The 14,901-nt window shown below is 69.4% G+C and carries 17 protein-coding genes; 7 read left to right on the top strand and 10 right to left on the bottom strand.

All coding sequences use genetic code 11. The features are described 5' to 3' along the window. Positions 1-258: 258 nt before the first annotated feature. Both ftsH and rlmE read right to left on the bottom strand, forming a co-directional pair. Entirely contained in the window at positions 259-2,193 is a 1,935-nt protein-coding gene (gene ftsH, locus ACP93_RS00995) for an ATP-dependent zinc metalloprotease FtsH (RefSeq protein ID WP_048488997.1), read from the bottom strand. A gap of 71 nt (positions 2,194-2,264) precedes the next feature. Further along, complete coding sequence (gene rlmE / locus ACP93_RS00990) at positions 2,265-2,897, bottom strand: 23S rRNA (uridine(2552)-2'-O)-methyltransferase RlmE (RefSeq protein ID WP_048488996.1); 633 nt, start codon at positions 2,895-2,897, stop codon at positions 2,265-2,267. Between the two features lie 66 nt (positions 2,898-2,963). Here rlmE and yhbY point away from each other — a divergent pair, with 66 nt between their 5' ends. Further along, on the top strand, positions 2,964-3,269 hold the full coding sequence (yhbY, locus tag ACP93_RS00985; protein WP_010341321.1) for a ribosome assembly RNA-binding protein YhbY: 306 nt from the start codon (positions 2,964-2,966) through the stop codon (positions 3,267-3,269). A 19-nt stretch (positions 3,270-3,288) separates the two neighbouring features. After that, positions 3,289-3,663 carry an Mth938-like domain-containing protein gene (locus ACP93_RS00980; protein ID WP_048488995.1) on the top strand — a complete coding sequence of 125 codons (375 nt, stop codon included), beginning with the start codon at positions 3,289-3,291 and terminating at the stop codon, positions 3,661-3,663. A gap of 189 nt (positions 3,664-3,852) precedes the next feature. On the opposite strand, the gene ACP93_RS22415 is transcribed toward ACP93_RS00980, so the two are convergent. From ACP93_RS22415 to surE, 6 genes are read right to left on the bottom strand one after another with little or no spacing between them, the layout of a single operon-like run. Continuing rightward, positions 3,853-3,987 (bottom strand): hypothetical protein, encoded by a 135-nt coding sequence (locus ACP93_RS22415; protein WP_255347919.1) that lies wholly within the window; start codon positions 3,985-3,987, stop codon positions 3,853-3,855. A 16-nt stretch (positions 3,988-4,003) separates the two neighbouring features. Continuing rightward, positions 4,004-4,138, bottom strand: coding sequence for a hypothetical protein (locus tag ACP93_RS22410; protein WP_255347919.1), 135 nt, complete (start codon positions 4,136-4,138; stop codon positions 4,004-4,006). Positions 4,139-4,154: 16 nt separating this feature from the next. Further along, positions 4,155-4,955, bottom strand: coding sequence for a peptidoglycan DD-metalloendopeptidase family protein (locus ACP93_RS00975; RefSeq protein WP_048488994.1), 801 nt, complete (start codon positions 4,953-4,955; stop codon positions 4,155-4,157). Continuing rightward, positions 4,952-5,566, bottom strand: coding sequence for a YqaA family protein (locus tag ACP93_RS00970; protein ID WP_048488993.1), 615 nt, complete (start codon positions 5,564-5,566; stop codon positions 4,952-4,954). Before ACP93_RS00970 ends, ACP93_RS00975 begins: the two co-directional genes overlap by 4 nt. A gap of 19 nt (positions 5,567-5,585) precedes the next feature. Continuing rightward, complete coding sequence (locus tag ACP93_RS00965; protein WP_048488992.1) at positions 5,586-6,263, bottom strand: protein-L-isoaspartate(D-aspartate) O-methyltransferase; 678 nt, start codon at positions 6,261-6,263, stop codon at positions 5,586-5,588. Then, positions 6,260-7,039: a 5'/3'-nucleotidase SurE gene (surE, locus tag ACP93_RS00960; protein ID WP_048488991.1), complete on the bottom strand. Its 780-nt coding sequence runs from the start codon at positions 7,037-7,039 to the stop codon at positions 6,260-6,262. Before surE ends, ACP93_RS00965 begins: the two co-directional genes overlap by 4 nt. A gap of 228 nt (positions 7,040-7,267) precedes the next feature. On the opposite strand from surE, the gene ACP93_RS00955 reads away from it, so the two are divergent. The 5 genes from ACP93_RS00955 (at position 7,268) to ACP93_RS00935 (ending at position 13,293) form a co-directional block, all read left to right on the top strand. Next, positions 7,268-7,801 (top strand): Smr/MutS family protein, encoded by a 534-nt coding sequence (locus tag ACP93_RS00955; RefSeq protein ID WP_048488990.1) that lies wholly within the window; start codon positions 7,268-7,270, stop codon positions 7,799-7,801. Between the two features lie 354 nt (positions 7,802-8,155). Then, positions 8,156-9,229 carry a VirK/YbjX family protein gene (locus tag ACP93_RS00950; RefSeq protein WP_048488989.1) on the top strand — a complete coding sequence of 358 codons (1,074 nt, stop codon included), beginning with the start codon at positions 8,156-8,158 and terminating at the stop codon, positions 9,227-9,229. Positions 9,230-9,277: 48 nt separating this feature from the next. Next, positions 9,278-9,826 carry an RNA polymerase sigma factor gene (locus ACP93_RS00945; RefSeq protein ID WP_048488988.1) on the top strand — a complete coding sequence of 183 codons (549 nt, stop codon included), beginning with the start codon at positions 9,278-9,280 and terminating at the stop codon, positions 9,824-9,826. Continuing rightward, entirely contained in the window at positions 9,826-10,794 is a 969-nt protein-coding gene (locus ACP93_RS00940) for a FecR family protein (RefSeq protein WP_048488987.1), read from the top strand. Before ACP93_RS00945 ends, ACP93_RS00940 begins: the two co-directional genes overlap by 1 nt. Before the next feature lie 111 nt (positions 10,795-10,905). After that, entirely contained in the window at positions 10,906-13,293 is a 2,388-nt protein-coding gene (locus tag ACP93_RS00935) for a TonB-dependent siderophore receptor (RefSeq protein ID WP_228135923.1), read from the top strand. Between the two features lie 25 nt (positions 13,294-13,318). Here ACP93_RS00935 and truD read toward each other — a convergent pair whose 3' ends face one another. Both truD and ispF read right to left on the bottom strand, forming a co-directional pair. Further along, positions 13,319-14,368 carry a tRNA pseudouridine(13) synthase TruD gene (gene truD / locus ACP93_RS00930; RefSeq protein ID WP_048488986.1) on the bottom strand — a complete coding sequence of 350 codons (1,050 nt, stop codon included), beginning with the start codon at positions 14,366-14,368 and terminating at the stop codon, positions 13,319-13,321. After that, on the bottom strand, positions 14,365-14,868 hold the full coding sequence (gene ispF / locus ACP93_RS00925) for a 2-C-methyl-D-erythritol 2,4-cyclodiphosphate synthase (protein ID WP_048488985.1): 504 nt from the start codon (positions 14,866-14,868) through the stop codon (positions 14,365-14,367). Before ispF ends, truD begins: the two co-directional genes overlap by 4 nt. Between the last annotated feature and the right edge of the window lie 33 nt (positions 14,869-14,901).

Here is a 14,901-nt window from a genome sequence, read left to right as displayed (position 1 = left end):
CAGGCGGCGGGACGGCGGCACGGCGCTGGGCAGCGCCATGCGGCATCCGCCGCACGCGCAGGGCGGCAGCGGCGTGCGCGACGTCTACTCGGCACATCGCATCGACGCGGCAACGTGCGGCCAGCGCAGTGCCATTGTCGCCTACGCGCGCGCAGGCGGCGAGTCGGCATCGGACGATGCGACCGGCTCCACACCGCCGCCAACAAAAAAGCCAGGGATCGCTCCCTGGCTTTCGGTGCATGAAGCGCTGTCTAGCACTTACACCTGCTCGGCAGGCCCGGCGATCGGCGGCAGCGGCCGCGAATTGCCCTTGTCGTTGCCGCCGTCCTTGCCGGACCGATTCCAGCCCATCGGCGGCGGCGGATCGCGGCCCTCCATGATCGCGTCGATCTGCGGCGCGTCGATGGTCTCGTACTGCAGCAGCAACTGCGACATGGTGTGCAGCTTGTCCAGATTCTCGGTGAGGATCTGGGTGGTCTTCGCATACGCCTTGTCGAGGATCGACCGCACGACTTCGTCGATGCGCCGCGCGGTGTCGTCGGAGACGCTCTTGTGCTGGGTCACCGAACGGCCCAGGAACACCTCGTCGTCCTCCTCGCCGTAGGCGATCGGGCCGAGCTCGTCGGACAGGCCCCACTTGGTGACCATGTTGCGCGCCATCTTGGTCGCACGCTCGATGTCGTTGGACGCACCGGTGGTGACCTTGTCGGTACCGAAGATCAGTTCCTCGGCCACGCGGCCGCCGTACAGCGAACACAGCTGCGACTCGATCGCCACGCGGTTCATCGAGTACTTGTCGCCTTCGGGCAGGTACATGGTCACGCCCAGCGCGCGGCCGCGCGGGATGATCGTGACCTTGTAGACCGGGTCGTGCTCGGGCACCAGGCGGCCGACGATGGCGTGGCCGGCCTCGTGGTAGGCGGTGAGCGTCTTCTCGTCCTCGCTCATCGCCATCGAACGACGCTCGGCACCCATCAGGATCTTGTCGCGGGCGCGGTCGAAGTGGTCCATGCGCACTTCCTTGACCGACTCGCGCGCGGCGAACAGGGCCGCCTCGTTGCACAGGTTGGCCAGGTCGGCGCCGGAGAAGCCCGGCGTGCCGCGCGCGATCACCATCGGTTCGATGTCGTCGGCCAGCGGCAGCTTGCGCATGTGCACCTTGAGGATCTGCTCGCGGCCGCGCACGTCCGGCAGGCCCACCACGACCTGGCGGTCGAAGCGACCCGGGCGCAACAGCGCCGGATCCAGCACGTCCGGACGGTTGGTCGCGGCGATCACGATCACGCCCTCGCCACCCTCGAAGCCGTCCATCTCCACCAGCAGCTGGTTGAGGGTCTGCTCGCGCTCGTCATGACCGCCACCCAGGCCGGCGCCACGGTGACGGCCGACCGCATCGATTTCGTCGATGAAGATGATGCATGGCGCGTGCTTCTTGGCCTGCTCGAACATGTCGCGCACGCGGCTGGCGCCGACGCCCACGAACATTTCCACGAAGTCCGAACCGGAGATGCTGAAGAACGGCACCTTGGCCTCGCCGGCGATGGCCTTGGCCAGCAGGGTCTTGCCGGTGCCCGGCGGGCCGACCATCAGCACGCCGCGCGGGATCTTGCCGCCGAGCTTGGTGAACTTGGTGGGGTCGCGCAGGAAGTCGACCAGTTCGCCGACCTCCTCCTTGGCCTCGTCGCAGCCGGCGACGTCGGCGAAGGTGATCTTGATCTGGTCCTCGCCCTGCAGCTTGGCCCGCGACTTGCCGAAGGACATGGCGCCCTTGGCGCCACCGCCACCGCCCTGCATCTGGCGCATGATGAACAGCCAGAAGCCGATGATCAGGATGACCGGCAGGAAGTTCAGTACCAACGACCAGAAGCTCGGGCCGTTGTCGGGCTTCTGCCGGGTGATGTCCACGTTCTTGCTGTACAGCACATCGATCAGCTTGTCGTCGCTCGGGCCATAGACCGAACCCTCGCTGCCGTCGGCGCGCTTGAAGCGGATCGCGTTGACCGACAGGTTGGTGGCGTCGGTGAAATCGACCGACTTCACCCGTCCGGCATCCACGTCCTTCAGGAACTGGGAGTAGGTGACGTTGTCGCTGCCCGGGCCGCCCGCGAGGCGCGGCGAAAAGCTATTGAACACCACCATCAGCACGACGGCGACGACTACCCACAACAGCAAATTCTTGGTCAAGTCGTTCATCCTCATTGGCTCCGGTGTCCCTTCAACTCTGTCTCGATGCGTGGCATTTCGGGTTCAGCCTTGCGTTCAGCTTACTTGATCTGGGCGCGCTTGCCCTGTCCAAGGGCGTAGACCTCCGGCGAGCGCTTGCGCGACGCGGCCGGCTTGCGGATGGTCACCTTCTCATAGCGGCGGCGCATGTCGCGGATGTAGTCGTCGAACCCCACGCCCTGGAACAGCTTGATCAGGAACGCGCCGTTCGGCTTCAGGTGGCTGTCGGCGAACGCCATCGCCAGTTCCGCCAGATGCATCATCCGCGGCTGGTCGACCGCATCCATTCCGCTTTTATTGGGGGCCATATCCGACAGCACAAGGTCCACCGGGGTCTCCCCCAGCATGGCCTCGAATTGCGATAGCACCGCGTCCTCCCTGAAGTCACCGTGAAGGAACTCCACGCCAGCCAGCGGCGGCATCTCCAGGATGTCCAGGGCCAGTACCCGGCCGCGGTCGCCCATCGACTTGCGCACCTGCTGTGACCAGCCGCCCGGGGCGGCGCCGAGATCGACCACCACCATGTCCGGCTTGAGCAGTCTGTCGCGCTGCAGCAACTCCTCCAGCTTGTAGGCCGCGCGCGAGCGCATGCCCTCGGCCTGGGCCTTCTTCACGAAGGGATCGGCGAAATGTTCGCGGAGCCAGCGTTGGCTGCTTTTGCTGCGGGTGGCCATGGACGCACGGTCGGAAGGGGCGGCCATGATACCCTGATCGCCCTTGCCAACCCTGCTCCCACCTGCATGTCGATCAGCCTGACCTCGGCCCAGAACCGCTTCCTGCGCGGCCTGGCCCACGACCTCAAACCCCTGTTGCAGATCGGCAGCAAGGGCGTCACCCCGGCCTTCCTGGCCGAACTGGACGAGGTGCTGGAGCGCCACGAACTGGTCAAGGTGAAGGTCGGCGGCGACGACCGCGAGGCCCGCGACGCCGCCATCGGCAGCCTGGTGGAACAGTCGCACAGCGTGCTGGTGCAGCGGATCGGCCATACCGCGATCCTGTATCGCCCGGCCAAGGAAGACCGGCAGATCGTGCTGCCGCGCGCCTGAGCGCGCCTTCGGTGATCCCATGCAACTGACCCAGGACCTGCCCGACTACGCCTACGCCCTGCGCATGGCCGACGGCCGCCAGGCCAAGGTGAACGACCGGCTGCTGACCCGCAGCTTCATCCTCGCGCCGGACACCCTGGTCGAGGACTGGCAGACGCCGCCGGCCGGCGACCTGCAGCCGCAGCACCTGCAGCCGCTGCTGGAGCTCAACCCGGCCCTGGTGATCCTTGGCACCGGCGAGCGCCAGGTGTTCCCCGCCGCGGCGGTGATGGCGCTGTTCCTGACCCGCGGCATCGGCATCGAGGTGATGAACAACGCTGCCGCGGCGCGCACCTACAACGTGCTGGCCGCCGAAGGCCGGCGCGTGGCGGTCGGGTTCCTGCTCGAAGGCTGAGCCAGGGCGGCGTCTCTGCGGACACGTTCCACCCACTCCGCAGACATTCACTCCCGTAGGAGCGGCTTCAGCCGCGACCTGTGACATTCCCTAGAAACGCGGTCGCGGCTGAAGCCGCTCCTACAAAAGCCGTAGATGGAGACCGGCTACACGCTGCGTCAGGGCGGCAGCCCATTGGTCGCGCCGGCTTTACTTCGGCGGCAGGTACAGCAGCGGGTCGACCGGCTTGCCGTTGTAGTGGGTGAGCCGGCGGCGCTTGCGGCCCATTGGGCCGCGCCGATGGCGAACGCCCGGCGCGCTGCGCCGGGCCGGGGATCCGCCCACGCAGCGACGCGACCGGTTACTTCGGCGGCAGGTACAGCAGCGGGTCGACCGGCTTGCCGTTGTAGTGGGTGAGCCGGCGGCGCTTGCGGCCCATTGGGCCGCGCCGATGGCGAACGCCCGGCGCGCTGCGCCGGGCCGGGGATCCGCCCACGCAGCGACGCGACCGGTTACTTCGGCGGCAGGTACAGCAGCGGGTCGACCGGTTTGCCGTTGTAGCGGATCTCGAAGTGCAGCATGTCGCGGGCCGCGCCGCTGTGGCCCATCTCGGCGATCTGCTGGCCGGCCTTGACGTTCTGGCCCTCGTTGACCAGGCGCTTGCGGTTGTGGCCGTAGGCCGACAGCCACTGTTCGTTGTGCTTGACGATGATCAGTTCGCCATAGCCGACCAGGCCGGCGCCGGAATAGACCACCACACCGTCGGCCGCGGCGCGCACCGCTTCGCCGTTGCTGCCGCCGATGTCGATGCCCTGCTTGGTCGCCTCACCGCCGACGAAACGGCTGACCACCACGCCATCGGCCGGCCAACGCCAGGAGAAGCCGCTGCTGACCGGGGCCGGTGCCGGGACGGACGGTGGCCGAGCGGCGGCGCCAGCGCCGGATGCCGGCGGCGGCGTCACCGGACCGCTACCGGGCCGCGCGGCGACCGCCCCACCCGGCGGATACAGCTTCAGCGACTGCCCCGGATAGATGGTGTACGGCGGCTGCAGGCCGTTCCAGCCGGCCAGGTCCTGCGGGGTGATGTTGTTGGCGCGGGCGATCGCGTACAGCGTGTCTCCACGGCGCACGGTGGCACTGACGCCAGGCTTGGGCACGGAGACCCGCGGTGCCGACGCGGCCGCGGTACCGCGCACGGGCGCACCGCCGGGCGTACGGACCACCGTGGCGCTGCTGCAGGCGCCGAGCGCCACTGCGACCAGCATACCCAGGCCGCAACGCAGGCCGTTCCGCACCACCCGATCGACACTCATCCGACCTTCGCTCTCCATATGACCCACACCACCAGCAGCGCCAGGATCGCCGAGGCGACCCAGCCGAGCGGCTCGATCCAGCGGCGCAACGCGGCTTCCGCGCGCGGCCCGCCGAGGCGGATCGCACCGGCCACCAGGTACACGCGCTTGCCGCGCCCCACCAGCATGCTCGCCAGGAACGGTAGCAGCGGCACTCCCACGATGCCTGAGGCCCAGGTGAATATCTTCAGCGGGATTGGGGTGAAGCCGGCCAGCACCAGCAGCCAGAATGCGCGCCACGGCGACTCGGCGATCACCTCGCGCAAGTGGTTCACCTGCGCATCGATCTTCTGCGTCCACCCCAGCCATTCGATCAGTGGCTGCACCGCGGCGAAGGCGAAATGGCCGAGCAGGTAGCCGATCACCGCACCGGCCAGCGAACCGAGCAGGCTCAACGTGGCGAACCACAGCGCGCGCCGCGGCTGCGCCAGCGACATCGGCGCCAGCATCACCTCCGGCGGCACCGGGAACACGATGGCCTCGGCGAAACTGAGCCCGGTCAGCAGGGCCGGCGCGCGGCGATGCCGCGACCAGCCGATGGCGCGTTCGTACAACGGCCCGAAAATCTTCATCCAATGCGGCTCCGAGAGGTCAATCCAGCATGCCCGACAGCAACGGGACGAAGGTCACCGGCGCCAGGACGTCTTGTTCGATCTGGCCATCGGTGGCGCGGCGCAGGCGGATCAGCGATTGCGCGGACGGACCGCCGACCGGCGCCACCAGGCAGCCGCCGGGGGCCAACTGCTCGATCAGGGCATCGACCAGTGCAGGCGCCGCGGCGGTGACCACGATCGCATCGAAGGGGCCGTGTTCGGGCCAGCCGATGCGACCGTCGTCGTGCTTGCTGCGCACGTTCATGCCGAGCTGGCGGAAGCGCTTGCGCGCCTGCCGCAGCAGGTCGCCGATGCGCTCGACGGTATGCACCTCCAGGCCCTGCGCGGCCAGGATCGCTGCCTGGTAGCCGGAGCCGGTGCCGACTTCCAGCACCTTCTTCGGCGCCGCTTCGAGCACCGTCTCGGTCATGCGCGCCACCACCCACGGTTGCGAGATGGTCTGGCCGTGGCCGATCGGCAGCGCGGTGTCCTCGTAGGCGCGCGAGGCCAGCGCCTCGTCGATGAACAGATGCCGCGGCACGGTGCGCACCGCGTTGAGCACGCTCTCGTCGCGGATGCCGGCTTCGCGCAGGCGCTCCACCAGGCGGTCGCGCACGCGCTGCGAGGTCATGCCGATGCCGATCGCTTCCGGCTGCAGGCGCAACCGCGGGGTCATGCCGGGCGGTCCAGCGCGGCGGTCAGGCCGCCGACCCAACTGGCGACCTTTTCCAACGCCTGGTAGCGGGTCAGGTCGACCTGGATCGGGGTGATCGAGATGAAACCGGTGCGCACCGCGTGGAAGTCGGTGCCGGGACCGGCATCCTGTTCGCGCCCGGCCGGGCCGATCCAGTAGACGGTGCCGCCGCGCGGGTCGGTCTGCGGCAGGCACGGTTCGGAGCGATGGCGATTGCCGAGCCGGGTGACTTCGAAGCCCTTGAGCTCCTGCCATGGCAGGTCGGGCACGTTGACGTTGAGGATGGTGTCGGCCGGCAGCGGATCGGCCTTGAGCTGCGCCACGATCTCCACCGCGGCGCGCGCGGCGGTCTGGAAATGCCTGGGTTCGTGGTTGTGGGTGACCAGCGACACCGCCACCGCCGGCAGGCCGAGGAAGCGGCCTTCCATCGCCGCCGACACGGTGCCCGAATAGATCACGTCGTCGCCGAGATTGGCGGAATTGTTGATGCCGGAGACGACGATGTCCGGATCGAACTCCAGCATGCCGGTGAGCGCCAGATGCACGCAGTCGGTCGGCGTGCCGGCGACGCTGCAGGTGTAATGGTCGATGCGCTTGAGCCGGATCGGCAGATCCAGGGTCAGCGAATTGCTGGCGCCGGACCGGTCGCGATCGGGTGCGACCACCGTCACTTCATGGCCGGCGCCGCGCAGCTGCTCGGCCAGCATGCGAATGCCGGGGGCGTCGACGCCATCGTCGTTGCTCACTAATACGCGCATGGTGCTCCTCGAAAACCGGTGCATGATACCGGATGCGTCCGGCCAGGTCGCTGACAGCGGGCCGACGATCGCGATGGTGGCCGTCGCGCGGGACGCCGTGCCGGCGCTGCGCCTGGCGATCGCGCCCCCCCACTGCGCCGTCAGCACCGTGCCCCATCGCGGAACGTTACAAGCCGATGCCGTACCCGCCCTCACCTCAAACCACGCAGCACGCTCTAAGCTGTGCGCATGGCGCATTCCGACGACGAAGATCCCGCCGCGCTGTTCCGCGCGGCCATCGGCAAGGTGGCCCCGCTCAACGCGACGCCGCCGGCCAATGCCAAGCCGCGCCCCAAGCCACGCGCACGCATGGCCGAACGCGACGACGCCGAGGCGCAAGGCGAGTTTCAGCAACTGCTGCGCCAGAGCGCGCCGCTGGAAGCCGGCGATGTCGCCAGCTATCGCCGCGAGCATGTGCCGGCGCGGGTATTCCAGCGCCTGCGCAAGGGCCAGTTCTCGGCCCAGGACGAACTGGACCTGCACGGCGCCACCGCGGCGCAGGCCGAGACGCTGCTGCGCCAGTTCCTGGCCGAAGCGCACGCGCACGAGTTCGGCTGCGTGCGGATCGTGCACGGCAAAGGCCTGCAATCGGGTGGCGTGCCGCTGCTGAAGAACCTGGTGGACCGCCTGCTGCGCCAACGCAACGACGTGCTGGCCTTCCATTCGGCGCCAACCGCGCAAGGCGGCACCGGCGCGATGCTGGTGCTGCTGGCGCGGCGCTGACGGCTCGGCAGCCGCGGGCACCATGACGCTCGCCCCAGAAAGGATCCTTGCAGTGGCCAAGGTCGTGGGCGCCGGATCGTCTCCACGCGAACCCTGCACCGCGCACTGACCTGTAACGCCCGTGTAGGAGCAGCTTCAGCCGCGACCGGCGTGAACGGAAAAGCCCGTCGCGGCTGAAGCCGCTCCTGCGTCAGCGCATGCACGTGATGTCACGCGCACCCACGCCTGGCCCGACCCCAGCCCGGTCGGGCCAGGACGCCGGTTGCACGACCGGCCACTTCGCATGCGGACCCATTTCAATTTTCGCCCGCTGAAACGTCTTGTCAGAGAGTACCGCCCCTCTGCGAGCCGAACGTGACCGAAGCAACCACCGAATTCTTCCTGCAACCCACTGATCTGGTGGACGTTTCCACGAGCGCCGCGGCGTTCGAGACAGCGCCGGCGCGCTTGGCCCGACCGGTGCCGCCGGCGCCGCCCCGGCCAAGCGACAGCGCCGCACCGTCCCGGTGGTGGCCGCTGCTCCTGGCATCGTTCCAGGGGCGGACGGACTGGCACGGCAACCGCCTGCAGCGCGGGATCAAGGCGGCCAAGTATCTGCTGCGTGCGTTGAGCATGCCGACCGAACACGGGCGTTTCCTTGACGCACTGCGCCGCGACCCGCGGATGCGCGGCTACGCCGAACGCGATCCACGCCTGCTCGAGCGCCACCTGCACCGCTTCGTCAACACCCGCTGGAGCCGTGCGGTGCGGCTGCACCATCTCCAGCAACACTATCGACTGATGCTCGAGCGCCTGCCTGCGGCGTTGTTCGACGCCATCTATCGGCAAGGCCAGGCGGACCTCGGGACGCTGCCGCTGCACGATGGCAGCGCGTTGACGCTGTCCCTGCTGCCGCCGGCGCCGATGAGTTGCGAAGGCGAACTGTGGCTGCAGCTGAGCGACGCGGCGGGCCGCCAGCTGTATCGCCTGGTGCTGACCGTGAGCGGTGACGATGTCCACCCGACAGTGCTGATCGGCTGCCTGCAGGGCCCCAGCGGCGGCGATGCGCGGGACGTGGTGCGCATGCTCACCAAGCAGATGCATGGGCTGCGGCCCAAGCAACTGATGCTGACGCTGGCCTGCACCTTTGCCGAGCGCATCGGCGCGCGTGCGATCCATGCCGTCTGCAATGCCGCCCATCCGCTGCAACGCAAGCGGGAGGTGTTCCTGGCCAACTACGACGCGTTCTGGATCGAGCAAGGCGGTACGCCCATCGCCGATGGCTGGTTCGCGTTGCCGCTGACCCCGGCGCGCAAGACCGCGGCCGACGTCCCCAGCCAGCATCGCGCGGCGTTTCGCCGCCGCGAAGCATTGCGCGCACACGCCGAGGGCTTGCTGGCCGCCGCGCTGCCGACGGCGTGCGCCGCCGCGTCGCGTGGCGGCCAGTGAGCCTGGCTATACTGCCGCGGCCGCTTCCCTCCAGGAGCACCAGCAGTCGTGAGTCGGCCCGAGCACACCGAGGGCGCACCGTCGCCGGAGCAGGCGCCTGCGCACCAGGTCGACGCGCTGTTCAAGGAACATCACCGCGCCCTGCTCGCCTTCCTGCACTGCAAGCTCGGCTCGATGGCGGACGCGCAGGACGTGGCGCAGGAGGCGTACATGCGCATCGTGACGCTTGAGCGTCCCGACGCGCTGGCATCGCCGCGCGCCTACCTGTTCCATGTCGCCTCCAACCTGGCGGTGGACCGGCTGCGCATGCGCAAGGTCCGCGAAAACGCCGCGGTGGAGCTGCCGGAGCACGACCTGCCGCTACCGCCGATTCCGGAGCGGCACGCCACGGCCAGCGAACAACTGCGCGCGCTGACCCGGGCATTGAAGGAACTTCCCGCCAAGACCAGCCGCGCATTCGTGCTGCACGTGATCGAAGGCAAGGACTTCGGCATGATCGCCAAGGCGATGAACGTGAGCGAACGGATGGTCCGCTACCATGTGGCCAACGCGCTCGCGCATTGCCGCAAACGCTTCGACGAAGCGGAGATCCCGTAATGGACAGCGGCATCGACCAACACATCCTCGACGACGCCGCGCGCTGGTGGACCCTGCTGCGCGAACCCGACAGCAACGAGGACACCGTGGCGCGCTGGCTGGACTGGACCGCGGCCGACCCGCGGCACCTGCGGGCGTTCGAACGCATCAATGCGCTCGGCGGCGATCTGGCAACGCTGGATGCGGCCGCGCGGGACGAGGTGGTGCGCAGGTTCGCGCCGCCGCGTTCGCGCTGGCGGCCGCTGCAGGTGGCGGCCTGCGCCGGCGTGCTGGCGCTCGGCGGCGCCCTCGCCTGGCGGCAGCTGAGCGCGCCGCCGGTCACCCAGGTCTACAGCAGCGCGACCAACCGCCACCAGGACATCGTGCTGGCGGACGGGTCCAGGATCGCGCTCGGCGGCGCATCGCGGCTGAGCACCCGCTTCAGCGCGGCGCAACGCCACGTGGACCTGATCGCCGGCGAGGCCTTCTTCGAAGTGACACATCACGCCGGGCGTCCATTCGTGGTCGACGCCGGCGGCGTGTCGATCCTGGACGTGGGCACCGCCTTCGATGTCAGCCGCGACGGCGAACGCGTCGAAGTCGCGGTCACCGAGGGCCGGGTCCGCATCTACGGCGCCGGCCAGGTGCCGGCCGACGGCAGCGGCGGGCTGGAAGCGGTGGCCGGACAGCGCGTGTCCTATGACCCGGCCAAGCCCACGCTGCAGGTCAGCCAGGTCGACGTGGCGCGGGCCATCGCCTGGCGCGATCACCGGCTGGAATTCGTCGATACGCCGCTGGACACGGTGATCGCCCGGGTCAACCGCTACAGCGATAGGCCGCTGCGCCTGGCCGATCCGGCGCTTGCGCGGCTGAGTTTCACCGGCACCGTGGACACCCAGGCGACCGCACAGTGGGTCGAAGCCCTGCCGCAGGTGTTCCCGCTGCGGGTGCGCCAGGGCAAGGACGAGATCGTGCTGAGCCGCCGATAGGCGGTATCGCCCTCCACCCCGGTCCCCGCCCAGGCGGCAGTCGCGCGCGCGGCACGCGTGGGCGATGCCGCGCATGGCATAATTCGCGCTTCCGCTGGGGGGCGACGGGCAGTGCGTGGGCTGAGGCGACTGATCATCTGCGGCAGCCTGGCACTGCAGCTCGTACCCTGGAATCGCGCCCTCGCCCTGCCACTCGCGTCCGACGCACGCCGGGTCTCCTTCTCGATCCCGCCACAGGCGCTGTCCACCGCACTGATCGCCTACGGCAAGCAGGCCAACGTGCAGGTGCTCACCGCCAGTCCGACTTTGGCCGGGCTGCGCAGCGACGGGCTGCAAGGCGTGCTCACCCCGGACGCGGCGCTGCAGCGCCTGCTGCAATCGAGTGGCCTGGCGTACAGCGTGCTCGATGCGAACACGGTGGCCATCACGCCCGCCGCGCCGGCGCCGGTCGATCCTGCGGCTGCCGCCGATGACCATCGCGCCGGCACGCCGCCCAAGCTGCTGGAACAGGTCGACGCCGCGGTGCTGACCGAGCACGCCATGGGCGACGTCCCCGCCTATGCCAGCGACGCGCTGCGCTATGCCGCCGACTCCATCGCGGTGCCGCAGTCGGTCAACGTCGTCGCCCCGCACCTGATGGCAACGCAGCAGGTCCGCACCGTCGCCGACGCGCTGCGCAACGTGGCCAGCGTGCAGCACATCGAAAACCCGTTGCGGGCGCCGCTGTTCAAGATCCGCGGCATCTACACCGGCAACGGCATGACCGACGGGATGCCGAACAGTTTTGTCGGGCTCGGCGGCTATCCGCCGATGATCGGCGTGGAGCGGGTCGAGGTGCTCAAGGGCCCGGAATCGATCCTCGGCGACAGCAACGGCGGCGACATGAGCGGACTGATCAACGTCGTCACCAAGCAGCCGCTGCGCAGGCCGCAGCGCGAACTGAGCTACGCCCTCGGCGAACGCGGCGACATGCAGGCCGGGCTCGATGCGACCGGACCGATCGGCACCACGCCGCTGAGTTACCGGCTCGTCGTCTCCGGCCAGCATGCCGATGCCACGGCGCAGGGCTACGGCCCGCGCAACGCGGCCTACCTGGCGCCCTCGATCGCCTGGCAGAGCGAGGACACCCGTCTGGTGCTCGGCGTGCAGCGCGTGACCGACCGCCAGCCGGCCGCCGATCACGCGCTGCTGCTGCGCAATCACGTGTCGGCGATGACGCCCAGGTCCCTGCGCCTCGGCAACCCGCAGGACCACACCGCCTACCGGACCCAACGCGCCTACTACCTGCTCGATCAGCGGCTCAGCGACCGCTGGCAGTTGCGCAGCCGCGGGCAGTACGTGACCCAGGCGGTCGACGCGCGCAACTGGGGCATGCTGTCGCCTTCGCCCAAGGGCGTTGTGCGCGCCTATGCCGAGGCCTATCGCAATACGACGGCGTACTACACCATCCAGAACGACCTGGTCGGCAGCTTCGGCGACGGGCCGCTGCAGCAGACCGTGACCCTGGGCCTGGATTACACGCGTGCGCGCCTGGGCAGCAGCGACTACTTCATCCGCATGCACCGCAACCGCTACGACGTGTTCGGCGACGCGCAGCTGGGACCGGTGCACTGGCCGCATTCGCGGCGCGGCATCCTGCATTACCCCGGCAGTCCCTGGTCGAGCCGCAGCGGCATCCTGCTGCAGGACCAGATCAGCGTGGGCGAACGCTGGGACGTGTCGCTGGCGCTGCGCCGCTCCGCGTACGAGATCTCCAACTACGACGCCAGGGGCAAGCTACGCCAGTTGCGCCGGCGCCGCTGGGTGCCCAACATGGGCGTGGTCTACAAGCTGAGTCCGGATGCGGCGCTGTACGCCAGCACCATGAACGGCTTCGCGCCGAGCGCCGTGCTCGGCAAGAACGGCCGGCCACTGCCGCCCGCGCTGTCGCAGCAGGTGGAGGTGGGGGCGAAGATCGATCTGTTCGACCACCGGGCGCGGCTCAACGTCGCGTACTACCAGATCACTGTCGATCGCAGTTTCGACCTGGTACTGGCGCATCCGTCGTATTTCGCCAGGCCGATCGACAGCCAGAGCAACCGCGGGCTGGACCTGGATTTCGTCGGCGCGCTCGCTCCGGGCCTGGAACTGAGCAGCAGCCTGGCGCTGGCACGCATCGGCCGACGCGACGGCACGCCCACCACCGGCGTGCCGCGCTTGCGCTTCACCCTATGGAGCAGCTATCAGTTCCAGGACAGCCGCTGGAGCGGCTGGGGCGTGGCCGGCGGCATCCTCGCGCGCGATCACACCCTGGGCCGCCGCCTGGCCGGTGGCTACTTCAAGATTCCCGGGCAAGCCAGCGTCGACGCGAACGTGTCGTACCGCACCGACACCTGGGGCGTGACCGTGGGCATGCGCAACGTCTTCGACCGGCGATTGTACGCGGACGATTTCGACGAGACCTTCGTGCCCCTGCCGGACAGCCGCAGCCTGCTGCTGACCGGCACCTACCGGTTCTAGCGCGCGCGGGACGTCCGTCCCGCGCTCATACCTCGGTGGACGCCTGCGGCGCCTCTTCGACCTGGCCGAGCTCGTGCAGAAACGCGGTGGCGTAGCTGCCCGGCGGCAGGGCGAAGCGCAGCTCCAGCGCGTCGCCCTGCCCATCCAGCCAGCGCCACTGCAGGTCGGCCACGCGCAGGCGGGTCGCACGCCGCTCCTGCTTCAACCCCTCGCGCTCCAGGCCTTCGCGCAGGCGCAGCGCGACCGCCTCGTCCAGCGCCGCGAGTTCCAGGGCACGGCACGCCTCGGCGCTACGCAGCTCACCTGCGCCCCACAGCGGTGCGGACGGATGGATATCGAAGCGCTGCAGGCGTTCGGCCAGCGCCGCCGACCAGGACTCCGGACCGAACACGCTGCGGCTGCCGTCGAGCATCCACACCTCGCCGTCCAGCGCGCTGTCCCAGTTGCCGGCGGCCACGCGTGCGGCCAGCACCCGGTTGAACAGCTCCGAACGGGCGGCCGACAACAGCAGCGAGCGCTGTTCGCGCCGCACCCGGCGGCCGCCGAACATCACCAGCGCGGCCGCGACGTTGCCGCCGTCGCGGCCGAAACGTTGCTCGCCGAACCAGTTGGGAATCCCGCGCGCCGCGATCTGCGCCAGCCGCATCTCGATCGCCGCGCGCTCGCCGCGCACCTCGCGCAACACCAGCACGAAGCCGTTGCCGGCCAGCGCGCCGCGCGGCAGCTTGCGGTTGTGCCAATGCGCCTCCAGCACCTGCAGATCGGCATCCTGCAGGCTCTCCAGCGCCGGCGCCACGCGCTTGGGCAGGTGCACAGAGAAGCGCTGGGTGGTGACCGCATGGCGATCCTTCATGCCGGCGTAGCCGATCGCCAGTTCCGCCACCCCGGCCCATTGCGCCAGGCGGCGCGCGGCGAAGGCAGTATTCATGCCGCGCTTGCGCACCGTCAGCAGCAGGTGCTCGCCCTCGCCGGTCGGCGCGAATGCAGGCAGCTCGTCGACCTGGAAATCCTCGGCGCTGCTGCGCATGCGCGCCTGCAACGGCGCGGCACCGAACGCACGCGGCAACTCGCTCACAACGCCACCAGCAGGGCCACGGCCTGCGCCGCGATACCTTCGCCGCGGCCGGTGAAACCGAGCTTTTCGCTGGTGGTGGCCTTGACGCTGACGCAATCCAGTTCGACCTGCAGCAGCGCCGCCAGGCGTTCGCGCATCGCCAGCGCATGCGGGCCGACCTTGGGCCGTTCGCAGATCACGGTGATGTCGGCATTGCCCAGGCGCCAGCCGCGCGTACGCAGCAGGCCAACGCAGTGATCGAGGAACTGCGCGCTGTCGGCGCCCTTCCAGCGCGGATCGGACGGCGGGAAATGCTGGCCGATGTCGCCCAACGCCAGCGCGCCGAGCAGGGCGTCGCACAAGGCGTGAATCACCACGTCGCCATCGCTGTGGGCGAGCACACCGCGCTCGTGCGCCACGCGCATGCCGCCGAGCATGATGTGGTCGCCCTCGCCGAAGGCGTGCACGTCGTAGCCCTGGCCGATGCGGAAGGGAGGAGCGGAAAGGGAATCGTGTGACATGGGAATCCTGTTCTTAAAAGCGGCGACGCCGTC

It is taken from the genome of Xanthomonas sp. NCPPB 1128 (assembly GCF_001043115.1).
Classification (GTDB): domain Bacteria; phylum Pseudomonadota; class Gammaproteobacteria; order Xanthomonadales; family Xanthomonadaceae; genus Xanthomonas_A.
This window is presented reverse-complemented; position numbering and strand designations above follow the sequence as displayed.

What these genes read in the sequence shown, in the direction of transcription:
- ACP93_RS00955 (WP_048488990.1), top strand. Translation starts at nt 7,268, where the DNA reads ATGGCGCATTCCGACGACGAAGATCCCGCCGCGCTGTTCCGCGCGGCC.
- ftsH (WP_048488997.1), bottom strand. Translation starts at nt 2,193, where the DNA reads ATGAACGACTTGACCAAGAATTTGCTGTTGTGGGTAGTCGTCGCCGTC.
- rlmE (WP_048488996.1), bottom strand. Translation starts at nt 2,897, where the DNA reads ATGGCCACCCGCAGCAAAAGCAGCCAACGCTGGCTCCGCGAACATTTC.
- yhbY (WP_010341321.1), top strand. Translation starts at nt 2,964, where the DNA reads ATGTCGATCAGCCTGACCTCGGCCCAGAACCGCTTCCTGCGCGGCCTG.
- ACP93_RS00970 (WP_048488993.1), bottom strand. Translation starts at nt 5,566, where the DNA reads ATGAAGATTTTCGGGCCGTTGTACGAACGCGCCATCGGCTGGTCGCGG.
- ACP93_RS00980 (WP_048488995.1), top strand. Translation starts at nt 3,289, where the DNA reads ATGCAACTGACCCAGGACCTGCCCGACTACGCCTACGCCCTGCGCATG.
- ispF (WP_048488985.1), bottom strand. Translation starts at nt 14,868, where the DNA reads ATGTCACACGATTCCCTTTCCGCTCCTCCCTTCCGCATCGGCCAGGGC.
- ACP93_RS00940 (WP_048488987.1), top strand. Translation starts at nt 9,826, where the DNA reads ATGGACAGCGGCATCGACCAACACATCCTCGACGACGCCGCGCGCTGG.
- ACP93_RS00965 (WP_048488992.1), bottom strand. Translation starts at nt 6,263, where the DNA reads ATGACCCCGCGGTTGCGCCTGCAGCCGGAAGCGATCGGCATCGGCATG.
- surE (WP_048488991.1), bottom strand. Translation starts at nt 7,039, where the DNA reads ATGCGCGTATTAGTGAGCAACGACGATGGCGTCGACGCCCCCGGCATT.
- ACP93_RS00975 (WP_048488994.1), bottom strand. Translation starts at nt 4,955, where the DNA reads ATGAGTGTCGATCGGGTGGTGCGGAACGGCCTGCGTTGCGGCCTGGGT.